A 16,390-nucleotide genomic window follows, 5' to 3' on the forward strand; every position below is an offset into this window, starting at 1 on the left:
AGGTTATTTATTCGTCAGAGCTTCCACACCAGGCAGCTTCTTGCCCTCGAGGAACTCCAGGCTGGCCCCGCCGCCAGTTGAAACGTGCGTGATCCGATCCGTGACCTCGGCTGCATGTACGGCTGCGACAGAGTCGCCTCCGCCCACAATGCTGGTGGCATCGTGATTTGCCGCTACGGCGCGGGCAATCGCCATCGTGCCCTTGGCGAAGGCCGGCATCTCAAAGACGCCCATCGGTCCATTCCAGACGATCGTGCGTGCATCCGCAATGACGTGCTTGAACAGTTCAATCGATTTCGGACCAATATCCAAGGCCATCCAGTCGGCCGGGAAGTCGCCCTCGCCGTCGAAGATCTGTGTCTTTGCCTTAGCGTCGAACTTGTCAGCCAGCACATGGTCGACCGGCAGCAGGAGCTTCACGCCCTTAGAGTCAGCCTTATCCATGGCTGCCTTGGCGACTTCAATCTTATCGGTCTCTACCAGGCTCTTTCCGGTCTTCTGACCCTTGGCATTGAGGAAGGTATAAGCCATGCCTCCGCCGATCAGCAAAGTGTCGACCTTATCGAGCAGGCTCTCGATGACTTCGATTTTGTCGGAGACCTTGGCGCCGCCGATGATGGCGGCAAACGGCTTATCGGGGTTATGAAGCGCCTTGCCGAGATAGTTCAGCTCCTTCTCCATCAGGAGGCCGGCGGCAGACTGCTGTACGTAATGCGTAATTCCCTCGGTCGAGGCATGGGCGCGGTGGGCAGCGCCGAAGGCGTCATTCACATAAACATCGGCCAGCTTGGCCAGCTTCTTCGCGAAGGCGGGATCGTTCTTCTCCTCTTCGGCATGGAAGCGCAGATTCTCGAGCAGGAGCACCTGCCCGCTCTCAAGCTGACGCGTCAGCTCTTCCGCGACTTCGCCGACACAGTCGGGGGAGAAGGCAACATTGATCTGCTCGCCCAACGCGTGATCCAGCAACTGGCGCAGGCGATCGACTACCGGACGCAGGCTCATTTCAGGATTCACTTTGCCTTTGGGGCGGCCAAGATGCGCTGCCAGGATGACCTTTGCATGATGGCGGATGGCATATTCGATCGTGGGAAGGGTCTCACGGATGCGGGTGTCGTCGGTGATCGAGTGTCCTCCGTCCGCCAGCGGAACATTGAAGTCCACGCGGATGAAGAGACGCTTGTTGTCCAAATCGAGATCGCGGATGGAGAGCTTGGCCATACTGTCTGGTGTCCTGTCTAAAACTAGTCTGTGATGAATGCGTCGGCTTCGATTTCGATACGCCAGTCGGGGTTGAGCAGTTCCTTGACGACCACCATCGTCGCCGCGGGACGAATGCTGCCGAAAAATTCGCCGTGCACGCGGCCCACCTCTTCCCAATCCGCAGCATGAGTCAGGAACATTCTGGTCCGCACTACATGCTCCAACCGGGCACCGGCTTTTTCCAGGGCGGTCTGAATAATTTCGAGGACTTTGCGGGTCTGAGAGGCTACGTCTTCCTCATCGGCGCCTACCGGTCCAGTACCGGAGACATGGACGTGTCCGCCAACCTTGACCGCGCGGGAGAAACCGATGATCGGCTCATAAGGAGATGTGCCTGCAATATTCGTGCGTGTCACTTAGGCTCCTGTTTTTGTGCGTAACTATCAGCGCCAAGAAAGTGTAACGACACATACGGCTCGTCGCCTACTACCCAGCTATCGTGTCCCGGCGCGATGTAAAAGAGATCCCCCGGCTTCATGACGATGACATTGCCATCATCCATCGCGGCGGTAGCCTGGCCGGAGACCACCATACCGACATGCTCCACGTAACAACTGGTCTGGCCCGAGGCCTTACCTACGTGTTCGCTCCACTTCCATCCTGGTTCATAGGTAGCGCGGCCGATGGACATGCCACCCAGCCGCACTACCTCAAACCTGCCTTTTTCGAAGATCCGGATCTCGTCCGGTGTCTCGAATCGCTTCAGGATGACCTCAAGCGGGGCCACGTGCCTTAGAGCCCCTTCTGCTGAAGGAAGAGGATCAGGTCCTTCACGCGTGAGGAGTAGCCCCACTCGTTGTCGTACCAGCTGATGATCTTCACCGTATTGCCAATGACCTTAGTCAGAGACGAGTCGAAGATCGAAGAGCGGTTGTCGCCCTTGAAGTCAGAGGAGACCAGCTCTTCCGTGGTGTAGCCGAGGATGCCCTTCAGGGGACCTTCCGATGCGGCCTTGATCGCGGCGTTGACGGTTTCAACGGTCACCGGCTTTTCAGCGACAAAGGTCAGATCAACGACTGAGACGTTCGGGGTTGGAACACGGATCGCGAAGCCGTCCAGTTTGCCGGCCATCTCCGGGATCACCAGCTTCAGAGCCTTGGCGGCGCCGGTGGAGCTGGGGATCAGGTTGATGGCTGCGGCGCGGGCGCGGCGCAGATCCTTGTGCGGGAAGTCCAGGATCACTTGATCGTTGGTGTAGCTGTGGACCGTCGTCATGATGCCGTTAACGATGCCGAAGCTCTCATGCAACACCTTCACCACGGGAGCAAGGCAGTTCGTGGTGCACGATGCGTTTGATACGACGTTGTGCTTGGCGGGGTCGTACTTCTCCTGGTTCACACCCAGCACGAGAGTGATGTCCTCGTTGGTGGCGGGGGCGGAGATGATGACCTTCTTGACGGTCTCGCCGAGGTGAGCCTTCGCCTTGGTGGCGTCGGTAAAGTGGCCGGTCGATTCCACGACGATCTGAGCGCCGACTTCGGCCCAGGGAAGCTTGGCAGGATCGCGCTCAGCGTAGACCTTGATTTTCTTACCATCCACCTGGATGTAGTCCGTACCGGCCGAGATCTCGTTCGGCAGGTTGCCCAGGATGGAGTCGTACTTCAGCAGGTGTGCCAGCGTCGCCGGGCTGGTCAGGTCGTTAACGGCGACAAATTCAATTTCAGGGTTATTGATTGCGGTGCGGAAGACATTGCGGCCGATGCGGCCGAAGCCGTTGATTCCTACCTTCACTGCCATATGCAGTTGGCTCCTTATTCAATTCACAGGTTGAAACGGGTAGCATTTCGCGTTTCCAGGCCGCTGGTTGGCGGCAAACGCACATCTAAAGACCGATGCTACCAGCATGGGAAAGGCCCCCGCAAATAGTCGGTGGACTGACCATTAGCCAAAACTATGGCCTCCCATTACCCAGCCGAATACCTCTGGAGAGGGAGTAGTTTGCGGCTGGCAAGTCACTGTGTTACAAGCAGAAACATATGCGCGAATGGATGCGCGAAAAGATGAGAAGACGTTCCCGCCGCGGGCCGAATAACTCGGAGTCCACTGGCAAGATCGGTCAGGAGTTGCCGACCGACCAGCCGGCTCCGTTGCGTCCCGCCTATCCCGATGAGCCAGCTGCCCAGCAAGCTGCGGCTGAACCTCCGCCCGACGTTGTCGCGGCAAGTGAGGTTTCCGCAGTCGCAGAGGCGCTTGAGGCTACTCCAGAAGCCGTTGCCGAGGGCAAGGTAGAGGTCGAGACTCAGCCTGCTGAGCCGCCGACATCCCAGCCAGACGAGCCCTCGACGGCATCTCCGCGACAGCCACGCGGCTTTGTGGTGCTGACCATCGGTCTTCCCGGAAGCGGGAAGACCACCTGGTACAAGCGCCGTGGCGTAACCCCGCTTTCGAGCGATATGCTGCGCAGCATTCTGTTTGATGACATCACCGAGCAGCGTTATCAGGGGCTGGTCTTTTCCACCCTGCGGTCGCTGCTGCGGGCCCGGCTTATCGCCAAGATGCCATGGAACTATGTTGATGCCACCAATCTCTCGGCGCATGAGCGTCGCCAGTGGATCAAGATGGCCAAGAGCTTCGGCTACGAGGTGCATGCCGTGTACTTCGACGTACCGCTCGAGATCTGCATGGAGCGCAATCATAAGCGTGAGCGCAGTGTCTCTGACGATGTCATGAAAAAGATGGCCGAGCGACTGAGACCGCCAAGCTTCAAAGAAGGGTTCTCGAAGGTCACCGTTGTCCGTGTAAAGAGCGGCACTAACGACGATTCTGCGCCTGCCGCAGAGGCCTGAAGTCCGGCATTCAGGGGAGGCCCTTTTATGGCCATAGCCGCCGTTGAGTTCGACGCCTTATCGCTCGTACTCTCCGGCGGCCGCTCCATTTTGAGCGGAATTCATCTCGCCATTGAGCAGGGAAGCACGACCGCCTTGCTTGGCCGCTCCGGTAGCGGCAAAACAACCCTTTTACGCATGGTGAACGCTATGGCGGCGCCCACCGCCGGAGAGGCGCGTGTGATGGGGGAGCCTGTCGCCTCTCAGGACTGTACGTCGCTCCGCCGCGGCATCGGCTACGTCATTCAGGAAACAGGCCTCTTCCCGCATATGACGATCGAGCGCAATGTCGGGCTCCCGCTGGAGATGGCGGGGGCATCGAAGACGCAGATCGCTACGCGCGTCGCCGAATTGCTGCCCATGGTCGGCCTTGAAGGGACGAGCTTCGCCCGCCGCTATCCCTGGCAGCTCTCCGGGGGCCAGCGGCAGCGGGTGGGCCTCGCCCGGGCTCTTGCTGCCGATCCGCCAATTCTGTTGATGGATGAACCCTTCGGGGCGTTGGATCCGGTAACCCGGGTGGAGATGCAGGAGATGATGGCGTCACTCATTGAGCGTCTCCACAAGACAGTCCTGCTGGTGACGCACGATCTGGAAGAGGCTCTTTATCTTGCGCAACGAGTGATTTTTCTGGAAGGCGGCCGCGTCGTCGCAGACCTTCCTTCAAACAAGGTCATGCCTTCCAGTGATCCCCATGTACGGCAGTACATCCGCGCCGTCCGGCACAATCATCGCAACCACGAGGAGACGGCGTCATGACCGGTTTCCTGCGAGCCCATGGGTATGAGATGGCCCGTCTGACCTTCGAGCACCTGTGGCTTACGCTATTTGCGATGCTGCTGGCGACGGTGATCGGGTTGCCGCTGGGCATCGTGCTCTCCCGCCGGCCGAGGCTGGCTAAACCCATCATCGGCTTTGCCAATGTGCTGCAGACTGTGCCGTCTCTCGCACTGTTCGGACTGCTTCTGCCGGTGCCGTGGCTCGGAGAAAATGCAGCTCGTTTGGCCATCCTGGCGCTCACTGGTTACGCATTGCTGCCAATCCTTCGCAATACATATGCCGGAATCCGCAGTATCGATCCGACGCTGACCGATATTGCTACGGCACTGGGTATGACGGCGCGCCAGAGGCTCCTCAAGGTAGAGCTGCCGCTGTCGGCATCTGTCATTCTGGCAGGCCTGCGGACCGCCACTGTGACCTGCGTCGGTGTCGCGACGATTGCAGCAGCCATTGGCGCGGGCGGTCTTGGTGAGCTGATCTTCCGCGGTGTCGCCTCGGTCGATAACGGCCTGGTACTCGGTGGGGCGATTCCGGCAGCCCTGTTGGCGTTATTGGCGGATGCGGCCCTTGGATTTGCAGAAAAGAAGCTGACGGTGAAGCGCGCATGAGCCGCAGATTCCTTCTGCTGCTAGTTCTGGCTCTGCTTGGTCTTGTGGCCTGCGCTCCTCCACGAGTATCTCGCATCGTGGTTGGTTGCAAGAACTTTACGGAGCAGGTCATCCTTGGCGAGCTGCTGGCGCAGCAAATCGAAAGCACAACCCACGAGCGTGTCGATCGCCGTTTCTATCTTGCGGGCAGCTATATCGCGCATCAGGCGCTAGTGCAGGGACGCATCGATCTCTATCCGGAGTACACCGGAACTGCTTTGACCGCTGTGCTCAAACAACCGCTTGATCGCGATCCGGCGCGAGTACTGGCCACCATTCGTACCATCTACGCCAGGCAGTATCACGTCACCGTCGCACAACCATTAGGCTTCGAAGATACATTTGCCATGGTGCTGCGGAAGGATGATGCCACCCGTCTGGGCGTACAGACCCTCTCCCAAGCCGCCCAGTTTGCTCCACAGTGGAAGCTTGGCACCGGCTACGAGTTCGAATCGCGCCCGGATGGGCTGCCAGGACTGGAGCAGACCTATCAGCTCCGTTTCAATGGAGCTCCGCGGGTTATGGATCTCGGTCTGCTGTATCGCGCCCTCGCCGGGCATCAGGTGGATATCGTCTCCGGCAACTCGACCGATGGAGCCATCCGTGCGCTGGGCCTGGTTGTATTGCGGGATGACAAGCGTTACTTTCCTCCCTATGAGGCCGTGCCGCTCGTCCGGGAGGATGCACTGCGGCGTCATCCGAGGCTCGCGGTAGCGCTGCAGCAGCTCGCTGGAAAGATCTCTGCCGAAGAGATGCAAACGTTGAATCACGAGATTGACGGCAATCACCGGGATGTTGCCGAGGTCGTACGAGAGTTCCGCCAAAGAAAGGGACTGTGATGGTAGAACCCTGGCTCCGGATGAGCCGCACCGAAGTCGAACCTATTCGCCGAGCGGTGCTGCACGCCCTCGACCTTGCGGAAGAAGATCTCTATCGATGGTCGAAGGATCTCTCTCAGGAGGAGCTGCACGCGCGGCCGCATAACCTGCCTTCGGTCGCGTTTCAGCTTCGTCACCTCGCACGCTCTCTCGATCGTTTGTTGACCTACGCCGAAGGCGGTTCGCTGACCGAAGTACAACTGATCCTGCTTCGCTCTGAAGCCGATCCGCAGGGAACTTCCGAAGAGATTCTTGCGGAGTTGGGTGGCGCGCTCGCCGCCACTCGTGACCGAATTCTCGCGATAACTTCAGACTTTGGCGAAGTTCGCCATGTCGGACGCGACAGACTTCCGGTCACGCTGGGTGGCCTGCTGGTCCACGTCGCCGATCACACGCAACGTCATGTCGGCCAGGCGATCACGACCGCCAAGGTTATCGCTGCGCTTCGGCAGAAGGACTGAATCACTTAGAACTTATAGATCAAATTCATGTTGAACAGCAGCTGGCTGCTCTCTGTACCGTTGTCGTAGCCCTGGCGGTCCCATGAGTGGTCGAAGCGCAGTTCGGAACGCAGCATGACTGTTGAGCCGAAGTCTTTGGTGACGTACACGGTGTTGACGGTGTAGCGGCCGGGAACGCCTGTCCGCTGGCCCTTCTTATCGTTCATAAAGCCGTTGCGCATGCCGATGTAGAGCTTTGAGTTCACGGCACGATTGAGGTAGTTCAACATTGCATATTCGGGGGCGAAGCAGCTTGCCTGTTCGGCGGAGCAGAAGGCTCCATTGGCGCCAGTCTCAACCGGAACGACGGGATGAGCACCAGTGGCGACGTTCGGCACATCGCGCTCGTACATGACCCATCCCTCAGTGGAAGTGTTCCACTTGCTGTTGAATCGGTGATTCCAGACCGCGTCGAAGTGCTGCACGTTGTTATAGGCATAGTGCCCGCCGTTGATACCGCTGGCACAGACCTCAATGTTGTTGTGGTTCGAGCGGGTCGAGTAGTTAAGGCAGGCCAGTGCTGAAGGGGTGCGGTCCACCGTCCAGGGAGCGACATCGTGTCCTGCCGAGATGCCCGCCTGTATCATCCATTGCTTCGTGAGCTTCAGCGTCGCGACAGCACCGGTCTCGGTGGAAGGAGCCATGGCAAAGATGAGTGAGTGGGTGTGAGTCAGATTGCCCGGCGCCATCTGCGTCTCGATGCCCGGCAGAGCGAGGAAGCGACCGGCGCGGATGACCAGTCCCTCTTTGACTGGGAAGTAGAGGTCGAGCGACTCCCATACCGGGTCGAAACCATACTGGCGATTATGATCCAGCAGCTGGCCGCTCAAGTACCCCTTGGCCGACATGTAGCGGTAGTCAGCCCCGAACAGTCCCGAGAAATGGAAGCCCCAGTCGAAATGCTGCGTCTGCATCGTGTCGGGCTGACGCTCGAGCACAACAACCGCCTGGTTCAGGATCACGCGATTGGGGAGCGCGCTGTAGGCCAACGGGTAGTTGGTCTGGGACGAAGTGCTCACGTTGGCAGATGCCTCCACCCATCCGTACAGGTGCGTCTTCGCGCCCTCGCGCCGGAGCGCCGCCATCGTGGGATAGACATTGCTGTCCGGCGTGCCGATCGTGGGAGCACCGCCGTACCCCCAGTCCGAGCTGGGAAAGGGAGGTGAGTCCATGGGAGCGTCAAGCGCACGGCGCGGCGCCGGCTCTGTGCTGGGCGCCGCATGCCAATCGTTGAGGTAGAAATGGGTCAACCGGCCAAGAAAGCCTTCGGCAGGCTTATGGACGGCAGCAGCAGGGCCCGCGGTCTCCACGTTGAGCCCCGGTTCAGTTCGAGCGGTCAACGTGTCCGTAATGCTATGGCTGGATGACTCCTGCGTGAACAGAGCCCTTGGCGCGCACAGCAAGATAAGGCACAGCCCTGCAGCGTGGAGGGCATGTCGATTCAAAATCTAGTTCTCCCGTGGTTCCGCGCACAAAACAGACTCCTGCGCCGGAGTCCAAAACGCTGTACGTTTATCGGAACCCGGAGAGTCTAGCATCCCAAATACGCCATTGACCACGGATGAGTGATTCCACTGTCGTGCAGGCGATAGAGCATTTCGCCCTAGGTCTAGAGTAGGGCTTCCGCACTATGGGCTTGGCTTGGCCTTCCAGCCCACCCTAGCGTTGCGAGGGGGCCACCCGGCGGTAGTGAAGCAGGTCTTTCGCTAAGCTCAGGAGGACAACATTTATGACAAGAAGTTCCGAGACACACACTAGATGCTTTCGAGCAGGTGGCCCATCTTCTCGCGCTTTACCTGGAGATATTTTTCGAAGGTCGCCTCAGGCTCCACCTCGGCAGAGATTCGCTCAAGCACTTTGATTCCGCCGGCCTCCAGCGCCGCCACCTTCTCAGGATTGTTGGTGATCAGCTTTACGGCGGTGACGCCGAGCAGCTTCAACGCTTCGGCCGGTAGCTCAAAGTCGCGGCAATCTGCCTTAAAACCGAGTTCTTCATTCGCCTCGACCGTATCGAGTCCTTGGTCTTGCAGCGCATAGGCTCGCAGTTTAGCCATCAGGCCGATGCCGCGGCCTTCCTGCTGCTCATAGATCAGAATGCCGGCTCCGGCCTCGATGATCATGCTCATCGCCAGCTCCAGCTGGAGGCGGCAATCGCAGCGGAGGGAATGAAAAACATCGCCGGTCAGACACTGGGAATGCACGCGTACCAGAGGAGGGGCAGAGAAGACATCGCCATGGACCAGCGCGACCACACCTTCAATCCGCTTCGCAGGCGAGGGCATAGCTTCATTGCACGGCTCTGGATTGGCGACGACGCCCTCAAAACCATGAATCCGGAACTGACCCCAACGGGTGGGCAGTTCGGCTTCGGCTACTTTACTAACTCGGTCAAAGGGCATTGTGTCGATTATAGTTCCGCTATTTAGATGAATATGGTGCGGCTTTGGCTTCGGAGGAGTTGTCACCATCTCGTAAAAGACCACGAGAGCGTTCTAAAGTAGGGAAGACGCATGCATCCCACTGACCCCAAGCTGATCCTCATCACCCTCCTGGTAAAGCTTGGTGTTGCGGCGGCTGTCTCCAGTTCGCTCTCGCGGTCGAGCCTCTTCAAAGACCTGTTGCTGTCGCACCATCGGACCCGGCGGCAGACCCTGATTCTGCTGGCACTCATCTGTACGCCATTGATGTTGGGTGTCTGGCTGCGGAGCATCGTCCCCAACTTTCTGGCCGCAGATATCAGCTTCGAAGCCGTGATCCTGCTGGGCCTCGTCCTGGGTGCGGGACCTGCGATGCTCGGCGGTCTCTTCCTGGCCCTTCCGGCCTTGCTCCATCATGAGTACCTGGCACTGCCGGTGAACATGCTGGTGGGCAGCCTTGCCGGAGGATTTCGTTCCTTTACCAGCCTGGAGGATGTCTGGTCGTTCACACCTCTTATTGACCTCAGCCTCTACCGCTGGGTCCGCCGAAACCTCAGCAGGCCTCATCTGGACCGGCAATTGCTATTGCTGCTTCTGATTGCGGTTCTCGAACTTGGCGCAAGCGGTTTAGCAACAGTATTTCCCCGGCGATTCTTCTCGCTTCACTCGAATAAATGGCTTGTAGAGTTAGCCATTTGCGCCTGTTCTCCTGTCGTGGTCGGCATTCCGTTGAAGATCTGGAATGCGGTCCGCATCGAACGAAAACTAGAGGAGCAGACTCGTCTATTGCTGGAAGCCCGTCTGGACGCGTTGCAGCGGCAGATCAATCCGCACTTTCTTTTCAACACCTTGAACTCCATCGCCTCGCTGGTCCGGTTCAAGCCGGAGCTGGCGCGGGAGATGGTGGTGAAACTGGCAAACATCCTGCGGGTACTGCTCAAGGATCGAGAAGCCTTCGTCCCATTTTCAGAAGAGCTGGCGTTTACGGACGACTATCTTCGAATCGAGGTCGTCCGGTTTGGCGATAAGCTGCACGTTGCCAAGGAGATCAGTCCAGAGACGGAGCACCTGGTCGTGCCCAGCATGATCCTGCAGCCACTGATCGAGAACAGTATCAAGCATGGCTTGGAGCCTCGGATTACCGGAGGTACGGTCACGCTTCGCAGCAAGCTGGATGGTGAGCAGCTCCTGATCGAAGTGGAAGATGACGGCATTGGAATGGCTCCGGAGAATAACGCACCATCACCAGTCAGCGGCCTCGTACGCCCGGGGACGGGTATCGGAATGCGAAACGTCCGGGAACGGCTGGAGGTGCTTTATGGCGACTCCGCCTCCATGGAGACCAACAGCCGTCCAGGCAGGGGGACCAAAGTGACTCTCAGAATGCCGGTCATGCATGCGCACGAGGCGGCAGCACTGTCGGAGACATAGCCATTCCGACGATATGATTTACGTCTGATAACACATATTCTGTAGAGTCGAATTGGCCAATGATTCGAGCCCGTATCCATTCTGCCTTCTGCCGGGATCATCTTTCCTTTCTGTATTTACAAAGACCTGCAATGTCGCTGTGCTAGGATGCGAAAAATGCGGTTCCTCTTCGACCTTCCTGTTCCAGCATCAGCCTAAAGGACCTACAGCACTCGCTTTCTATGAATCTGCGCCGAATCTTTAAGACGCTCTTCACGAACTTTCTAGGTCAAGGTGTCACGATCATCTCGCAGCTCATCGTGCCGCCGCTGTTTCTCCGGTCCTATTCCAACGGCATCATGGTCTACGGCGAATGGATTGCGCTCAGCGCCGCCGTCAGCTACCTGGGCACTCTCAACTACGGGGTCCAGAACTACTCCAACAACCAGATGTCGATCCTGTATAACAGCGGCGACATCGAGGGCGCCAAGAACGTCCAGGGTGCAGCTCTGCGGTTGCTGGTGGGATTCTTTACGCTCTTTGCCGTCGCAGGCCTGATCGTCTTTGTTCTGCCGATCTCGTCGTACCTGAACCTGAAGATCCAGTCCCCGTTCCAGAACGCCCTGGCGCTGTATCTGCTGATCCTTCAGATTGCCCTGAACATGCTGTTCAGTCTGATGACCAACAGCTACATGGTCGTGGGCCAACTGCACCGTGGAAACTACTGGGCCAGTGCGCAGCGGCTCGTTGCCATCTTCGCCATCGCATTGGCCGTGAAGATGCACGGTTCGTTCCCAGTGGTCGCCGGAGCGCAGTTAGGAACCTTCTTCACCTTCCTGATCCTGGTGATGATCGACATGCGGCGGAATGCACCGATCCTGCTGCCGTCACTACGGTACGGCAGCATGGAGCATGTCCGCGCCATCATCAAACCCAGCGGTCACTTCCTGCTGATTGCGCTGGCGGGATTTCTTACCTGGCAGGGGCCCATCATCATCATCCAGCGCATGCTTGGCCCCGCGGCCGTGGCAACCTTCGCCCTGGTACGCGTGGTCTTCCAGATGGCTCGGCAGATTCTTTCGATTGCCAGCTCCACTATCTCTCAGGACATCACCATGCTGTTTGGCAAGCGCGACTGGAACGCCCTGCATAAGCTATACGACCTCTCGGAACGCGTCGTCCTCTTCCTGACGCCGATTGTCACGATCGGAAGCTTCCTGATGTGCCCATTCCTCTTTACGGTCTGGCTGCACAAACGGAATCTGTATGATCCGAAACTCTGTTTCCTGATGGCCATTGTCTCGGCGGTACTCGGAATCAAGGAACACAAGACCCAGTTCCAGTCCTCCTCGAACAAACACGAGCGCTTCGCCGTCTTCGCCGTGGTTGGCTATCTGGTCATGCTGGGAGTTTCCCTCCCCATCATGAAGCTTTACAGCCTTACCGGCTTCATTCTCTGCTGGCTGGTCTGGGAGATCATCCAGACCTATGCGGTCGTCCGCTTCAACGAAGACATCTTCCCGGCCGAATACAAGGTCAGTCTGCAGCCGATTACCCGGCTGGCTATCTTCATGAGCATCGCGTTCGCCCTGTCCTTTTATCCCTCCAAGCTCGAGGTTAATTGGTCGCTCTGGGCCGTTGTAGGCTTCTCCTGCGTCACGGTTCTATTGTTTGCGGCTGCCGCGTACGCCTACTTCGGGATCGGCGAATTGAAAGACCTTCTGCAGCAACGGTTCAGAAACCGGCTTCTCAAGACTCGCTCGGCTTGAGAGAAGACATGAAGCGACTCTTCCTCGTTTGCAGCCGCCTCTCTGCCCGGATGGGGTGGTGGACCATGACGGTCGCCAGCCTGGTCTACACCGGTCCCCTGCCGTCGCTTGCTGTCTTTGACCGCGGCAGGTTGTCCTATGCTCTCCTGCTCTCCAGGAGGAGCGGCGTATCCCAGGCGCTCTTCGTTCGGCTGCTGAAGCGCGACTTCGGTAAAGATGCGGCGATCGATCTCGAGATCGCCGAAATGGCCATGCGTCTTGGCAACCCTTCTCTGGGAAGAGACCTGTTGCTAAAAGTCGCTCAGCGCGACAAAGGGGCAGCCGGCACGGTCGCGGCGACGATGTACCGGTATATCACTCAAATTTTGGATGGGACTGTTTCCGCTACTTTCAATCAGCAGATCGAGGCTCTCGATCTCGGATCCGGCAGCCGGGTTACGGTCATTACGCTCAGCGGCCACTACCTTGAGATGTTCGAACTTTGGAAAGAACAGGCGCTGAAGTATGTCGACCGGCGTTTCCTGGTGATTGCTCTCGATACGAAAGCGGTCGAGGTGGCTTCTCAGTTGGAGTGCTGCCGCGTTCTGGACATCTCGCCCTACTTCCTCTTCGACGCCAACGGCAAGATCAATCCCCACAGCCGCCATCTGCTCTGGGTTTTGCGCTCCTTGATCCTGAAGACGCTGCTCGAACGCGGACATACGGTCTACTCGATGGATATCGACGCGGTTCCGGTAACCGATCTCGATGCGATGCTTGCTACCCTGCCGCAGGCCGACATCGTTGCCCAGGAAGACTTTTCCATTCCCATGGATGTCGCCCGCAAGCAGGGGTTCATTCTCTGCTGCGGCTTCATGATCTTGCACCCCACAGCAGCGACCCTGGCGTTCATGAAGCGCTTCACTGACCAGGTGATTCTGGAGCTGGATGACCAGCTCGCGCTCAACCATCAGATCGCGGAAGCTGGCATCACTAACATGGAAACGCAGGCTGCCTATCGCCGCTTCACAGCGGATGGGGCGGTGATCGTCTGCCCGGACAAACAGCGAGTCTCCCGGGATGTCTCCTATGGAACCGTGGTGCGTCACTTCCAACAGCGCAACGAGAGCATTGCTGAGCTCCGGCAGAAGCTGGAGATTGCCTAGTCTTTACGAGATACCGCCACCTACGAAGTGGACGATTTCTACCCGGTCATTGCTCTTTAGAAAGGTCTCGTCCCAGGTGCGGCGGGAGACGATCTCCTCATTGAGCTCCACGGCGACGCGGTCGCCCTTAAGGCCTGAGGCGCTGACCAGGTCCTTAACGGACGCGCCTTCGTTCAGATCCGGAAACTCTTTGCTCTTTCCATTGAGCGTAATCAGCAACGGCATATCTCTAGTTCTACCCTAAATTTCTGCTAAGCATTTTCCCTCTGCGTGTAGGCCAGAGCTTCCGTACCTATGGGCGTTTTCCGCCATGAAAACGCCACTGCACGGCGCTTTCGGGAGACCCGGTAACAGGCAAAATGCTCTATGGCTTCTCCGTAAGCGGCCATAACAGGTTCAATGGCCCCTTCCCGTGTCCGATCGCCGCGGCCCGCAGCATCCCCTGCCGGACGTACTCCTTCGCCTCTCTGGCTGCCACCAATGGCAGCTTTCTCTCCACCAGGCCACACAGGAAGGCGCTCGAAAAGGCGCAGCCGGTGCCGTGAGTTGCACGGGTGGCGATATGCTCACCGGCAAGCCAATCCCCTGCCGTGTAAGCGGGAGGCAGGACATAGTCGTCCGGGGTGTCCAGATGGCCACCGGTCGCAATCACACCGACTCCGTACTGTTGCCCCAATGCAAGGGCGGCACCCTCGATCTCCGCCTGCGTAGTAGCCGGCATACCCGTCAGAAGCGACAGTTCGTCGACGTTTGGTGTAACCCAGTCGACTTGCTGCAGAAGGCTGCGGAACACGCCCATGGCCTCGGGGCTCAGCAATGCATTACCTGAGCTGGAGCGAAGCACCGTATCCAGGACTACCGGACAGGCAAGCCGCTGAAGATACTCTGCGACGACCTCCACGACCGCTTCTGAGCCCAACATACCGATCTTGACGCCGGAGGGCGGCAGGTCCTCATCAAGAACGTACAGCGTGTCGGTCAGGACCGCCTGCTCTACAGGGTGAACCGACGTGACTCCAGTCGTGGACTGGACCGTCAGCGCGGTGATAGCGCTGGTTCCAAAGAAGCCATGGGCGGCAAAGACGGCAAGGTCGGCCGTGATGCCGGCACCGGACGAAGGGTCGAACCCAGCAATCGTAAGCAGGTTTCTGGAGGATTTCAGGAGTGATTCTCCACGGTAAAAGGCGAAAAAAATCTGTGGAAAGGTCCTCCCCAACCAACTGAAGTTGGTACGGGAGGCATCCCTCTTTCAGTATGCAATGTAGCACTGGGCCCCAGAAAAACCGCAGAAGCCCCTCTGGCCTCCGTTTTTCTTTATCACGGTGAGGCTAGGATGGCAAGTCCAAAAATAGGTGTAAGTCTCTGGGTTTGTTTGACTTAGCGTTTCCGGAAACTAGAAAATAACAAGGGAGCAAGAACGTATGCAAGAACAATTTTCTTCCAGGCTGCTGAATCGTATTCCACGTTTGCTGACAGGATTTGTGGCTTTCGGTTTGGGTGTTTCAGCAACAGCTACATCGGCCGCTCCGGCTGACACTCCTACAGATCTCCCTCGCGATCTCAATAAAGCACCGAACGACGGCAAGACCCGTAAGGTGACATCCAAGAAGCCCTGGTATCAGATTGGCAAAGCATCCTGGTATGGTTCCGAGTTCCAGGGAAAGACAACTGCCAATGGCGAAAGCTTCGACATGAACGGCCTGACCTGCGCCCACCGGACTCTTCCTCTGGGAAGCTGGGCGCGCATTACGAACCTCAAGACGAAGAAGTCCATCTTTGTCCGCGTGAACGACCGTGGTCCTCTGCTGGAAGATCGGATCGTCGACCTTTCCTATGCTGCTGCCCGCAAACTCGGGATTGCCGGCCTGGGCAAGGTTCGCATTGACCCCGTAAATGGTAGCAATCCAGATCAGGTGCGCGCCCTGGTGGCACAGACCGCTTCAGTGCAGCCTTTGCTGCTGGCGTCCCGCTAAAATCGAGAGCATGAGCTCTCCACAACGTCAGTCCCTCGACCGCCTCATCCTCGCTCTCGACTATCCCACTCAGTCTGAAGCGCTCCCGGCGGTCGAGGCTCTTAACGGCCTCATCTCCTGGGTTAAGGTCGGGCTGGAACTCTATCTCGCCGAAGGGCGCTCCGTTGTTCATTCCCTCCTGCAGCGCAAGCTCAACATCTTCCTCGACCTGAAGCTCCACGACATCCCCAACACTGTGGCAGGAGCCGTTCGTTCCGTCTCCGAATTAGGTGTCGGCCTGTTGACCCTGCATGCCTCCGGCGGACCCCAGATGCTCGAAGCCGCCGCGAATGCCGCAGCGAAGATTCCCGGCGCTCCCAAGCTTCTGGCAGTTACCGTGCTCACCAGCATGGACCGTAGCCAACTTGCCGCGACTGGGATCACCCGCACACCGGCCGAGCAGGTCGCTGTTCTGGGAAAAATGGCTATCGATGCCGGCATGGACGGCCTGGTGTGCTCTGGCGAAGAGATTGCGTTACTCCGCGAGACCATCGGTGATGAACCGCTGCTGATTGTTCCAGGCATCCGCCCCGCCACCTCGGAGGTTGGGGATCAGAGGCGGGTTGTGACACCCGCATCAGCCATCCGTTCCGGCGCGAGCAAGCTGGTTGTCGGCCGCCCCATTACTCAGGCAACTGATCCGGCTGCGGCGACCCGTTCCATCCTGGACGAGATCGGCTCCGCCTTACCGACGCTACAGGGTTAAACAACAGAACCCGGCAAAAGCCGGGTTTGTGCTTTAACCTCAAG

General features: G+C 58.3%; 18 protein-coding genes. 10 read left to right on the top strand and 8 right to left on the bottom strand.

Annotated elements, in window-relative coordinates; translation table 11 throughout:
* Positions 1 to 3 precede the first annotated feature (3 nt).
* From OHL21_RS12580 to gap, 4 genes are read right to left on the bottom strand one after another with little or no spacing between them, the layout of a single operon-like run.
* Positions 4 to 1,218: a phosphoglycerate kinase gene (locus tag OHL21_RS12580; protein WP_263417624.1), complete on the bottom strand. Its 1,215-nt coding sequence runs from the start codon at positions 1,216 to 1,218 to the stop codon at positions 4 to 6.
* Positions 1,219 to 1,241: 23 nt separating this feature from the next.
* Complete coding sequence (locus OHL21_RS12585; RefSeq protein WP_263417625.1) at positions 1,242 to 1,616, bottom strand: RidA family protein; 375 nt, start codon at positions 1,614 to 1,616, stop codon at positions 1,242 to 1,244.
* The gene (locus tag OHL21_RS12590) at positions 1,613 to 1,987 is read right to left on the bottom strand and encodes a cupin domain-containing protein (RefSeq protein WP_263417626.1); all 375 of its coding nucleotides are present in this window, start codon (positions 1,985 to 1,987) and stop codon (positions 1,613 to 1,615) included. Before OHL21_RS12590 ends, OHL21_RS12585 begins: the two co-directional genes overlap by 4 nt.
* Positions 1,988 to 1,992: 5 nt before the next feature.
* Entirely contained in the window at positions 1,993 to 2,997 is a 1,005-nt protein-coding gene (gene gap, locus OHL21_RS12595) for a type I glyceraldehyde-3-phosphate dehydrogenase (protein ID WP_263417627.1), read from the bottom strand.
* Positions 2,998 to 3,260: 263 nt separating this feature from the next.
* Here gap and OHL21_RS12600 point away from each other — a divergent pair, with 263 nt between their 5' ends.
* Genes OHL21_RS12600 through OHL21_RS12620 form a run of 5 tightly spaced genes read left to right on the top strand, consistent with a single transcriptional unit; the run spans position 3,261 to position 6,848 of the window.
* Positions 3,261 to 4,046, top strand: coding sequence for an ATP-binding protein (locus tag OHL21_RS12600; protein ID WP_263417628.1), 786 nt, complete (start codon positions 3,261 to 3,263; stop codon positions 4,044 to 4,046).
* Between the two features lie 27 nt (positions 4,047 to 4,073).
* Positions 4,074 to 4,841 (top strand): ATP-binding cassette domain-containing protein, encoded by a 768-nt coding sequence (locus OHL21_RS12605; RefSeq protein WP_263417629.1) that lies wholly within the window; start codon positions 4,074 to 4,076, stop codon positions 4,839 to 4,841.
* Positions 4,838 to 5,470, top strand: coding sequence for an ABC transporter permease (locus OHL21_RS12610; RefSeq protein ID WP_263417630.1), 633 nt, complete (start codon positions 4,838 to 4,840; stop codon positions 5,468 to 5,470). The genes OHL21_RS12605 and OHL21_RS12610 overlap by 4 nt, the downstream gene beginning before the upstream one ends.
* A complete protein-coding gene (locus OHL21_RS12615; RefSeq protein WP_263417631.1) occupies positions 5,467 to 6,348 on the top strand; it encodes a glycine betaine ABC transporter substrate-binding protein in 882 nt (293 codons plus the stop codon). The genes OHL21_RS12610 and OHL21_RS12615 overlap by 4 nt, the downstream gene beginning before the upstream one ends.
* Before the next feature lie 20 nt (positions 6,349 to 6,368).
* Complete coding sequence (locus tag OHL21_RS12620) at positions 6,369 to 6,848, top strand: DinB family protein (protein ID WP_263417632.1); 480 nt, start codon at positions 6,369 to 6,371, stop codon at positions 6,846 to 6,848.
* A 5-nt stretch (positions 6,849 to 6,853) separates the two neighbouring features.
* On the opposite strand, the gene OHL21_RS12625 is transcribed toward OHL21_RS12620, so the two are convergent.
* On the bottom strand, positions 6,854 to 8,332 hold the full coding sequence (locus OHL21_RS12625; protein ID WP_263417633.1) for a porin: 1,479 nt from the start codon (positions 8,330 to 8,332) through the stop codon (positions 6,854 to 6,856).
* A gap of 309 nt (positions 8,333 to 8,641) precedes the next feature.
* Positions 8,642 to 9,286, bottom strand: coding sequence for a GTP cyclohydrolase II (gene ribA, locus OHL21_RS12630; RefSeq protein ID WP_263417634.1), 645 nt, complete (start codon positions 9,284 to 9,286; stop codon positions 8,642 to 8,644).
* A 111-nt stretch (positions 9,287 to 9,397) separates the two neighbouring features.
* On the opposite strand from ribA, the gene OHL21_RS12635 reads away from it, so the two are divergent.
* The 3 genes from OHL21_RS12635 (at position 9,398) to OHL21_RS12645 (ending at position 13,628) form a co-directional block, all read left to right on the top strand.
* Positions 9,398 to 10,735, top strand: a complete 1,338-nt coding sequence (locus tag OHL21_RS12635; protein ID WP_263417635.1) for a sensor histidine kinase — start codon at positions 9,398 to 9,400, stop codon at positions 10,733 to 10,735.
* A gap of 221 nt (positions 10,736 to 10,956) precedes the next feature.
* The gene (locus tag OHL21_RS12640; protein WP_263417636.1) at positions 10,957 to 12,483 is read left to right on the top strand and encodes a lipopolysaccharide biosynthesis protein; all 1,527 of its coding nucleotides are present in this window, start codon (positions 10,957 to 10,959) and stop codon (positions 12,481 to 12,483) included.
* Positions 12,484 to 12,491: 8 nt separating this feature from the next.
* Complete coding sequence (locus OHL21_RS12645) at positions 12,492 to 13,628, top strand: glycosyltransferase family 77 protein (protein WP_263417637.1); 1,137 nt, start codon at positions 12,492 to 12,494, stop codon at positions 13,626 to 13,628.
* A 3-nt stretch (positions 13,629 to 13,631) separates the two neighbouring features.
* Here OHL21_RS12645 and thiS read toward each other — a convergent pair whose 3' ends face one another.
* Entirely contained in the window at positions 13,632 to 13,853 is a 222-nt protein-coding gene (gene thiS, locus OHL21_RS12650; protein ID WP_263417638.1) for a sulfur carrier protein ThiS, read from the bottom strand.
* Positions 13,854 to 13,992: 139 nt separating this feature from the next.
* Complete coding sequence (thiD, locus tag OHL21_RS12655) at positions 13,993 to 14,844, bottom strand: bifunctional hydroxymethylpyrimidine kinase/phosphomethylpyrimidine kinase (protein ID WP_263417639.1); 852 nt, start codon at positions 14,842 to 14,844, stop codon at positions 13,993 to 13,995.
* A 205-nt stretch (positions 14,845 to 15,049) separates the two neighbouring features.
* Between thiD and OHL21_RS24400 the strand changes: the two genes are divergently transcribed.
* Positions 15,050 to 15,601, top strand: coding sequence for a septal ring lytic transglycosylase RlpA family protein (locus OHL21_RS24400; protein ID WP_317889979.1), 552 nt, complete (start codon positions 15,050 to 15,052; stop codon positions 15,599 to 15,601).
* A 10-nt stretch (positions 15,602 to 15,611) separates the two neighbouring features.
* Entirely contained in the window at positions 15,612 to 16,346 is a 735-nt protein-coding gene (gene pyrF, locus OHL21_RS12665; protein ID WP_263417640.1) for an orotidine-5'-phosphate decarboxylase, read from the top strand.
* Positions 16,347 to 16,390: the final 44 nt, after the last annotated feature.

Origin of the sequence: Terriglobus albidus (genome assembly GCF_025685425.1) — a bacterium.
GTDB lineage: Bacteria > Acidobacteriota > Terriglobia > Terriglobales > Acidobacteriaceae > Terriglobus > Terriglobus albidus.

Coding starts and splice junctions, on each gene's coding strand:
- OHL21_RS12580 (WP_263417624.1), bottom strand. CDS start 1,218: ATGGCCAAGCTCTCCATCCGCGATCTCGATTTGGACAACAAGCGTCTC.
- gap (WP_263417627.1), bottom strand. CDS start 2,997: ATGGCAGTGAAGGTAGGAATCAACGGCTTCGGCCGCATCGGCCGCAAT.
- OHL21_RS12600 (WP_263417628.1), top strand. CDS start 3,261: ATGAGAAGACGTTCCCGCCGCGGGCCGAATAACTCGGAGTCCACTGGC.
- OHL21_RS12605 (WP_263417629.1), top strand. CDS start 4,074: ATGGCCATAGCCGCCGTTGAGTTCGACGCCTTATCGCTCGTACTCTCC.
- OHL21_RS12610 (WP_263417630.1), top strand. CDS start 4,838: ATGACCGGTTTCCTGCGAGCCCATGGGTATGAGATGGCCCGTCTGACC.
- OHL21_RS12615 (WP_263417631.1), top strand. CDS start 5,467: ATGAGCCGCAGATTCCTTCTGCTGCTAGTTCTGGCTCTGCTTGGTCTT.
- OHL21_RS12620 (WP_263417632.1), top strand. CDS start 6,369: ATGAGCCGCACCGAAGTCGAACCTATTCGCCGAGCGGTGCTGCACGCC.
- ribA (WP_263417634.1), bottom strand. CDS start 9,286: ATGCCCTTTGACCGAGTTAGTAAAGTAGCCGAAGCCGAACTGCCCACC.
- OHL21_RS12635 (WP_263417635.1), top strand. CDS start 9,398: ATGCATCCCACTGACCCCAAGCTGATCCTCATCACCCTCCTGGTAAAG.
- OHL21_RS12640 (WP_263417636.1), top strand. CDS start 10,957: ATGAATCTGCGCCGAATCTTTAAGACGCTCTTCACGAACTTTCTAGGT.
- OHL21_RS12645 (WP_263417637.1), top strand. CDS start 12,492: ATGAAGCGACTCTTCCTCGTTTGCAGCCGCCTCTCTGCCCGGATGGGG.
- thiS (WP_263417638.1), bottom strand. CDS start 13,853: ATGCCGTTGCTGATTACGCTCAATGGAAAGAGCAAAGAGTTTCCGGAT.
- OHL21_RS24400 (WP_317889979.1), top strand. CDS start 15,050: ATGCAAGAACAATTTTCTTCCAGGCTGCTGAATCGTATTCCACGTTTG.
- pyrF (WP_263417640.1), top strand. CDS start 15,612: ATGAGCTCTCCACAACGTCAGTCCCTCGACCGCCTCATCCTCGCTCTC.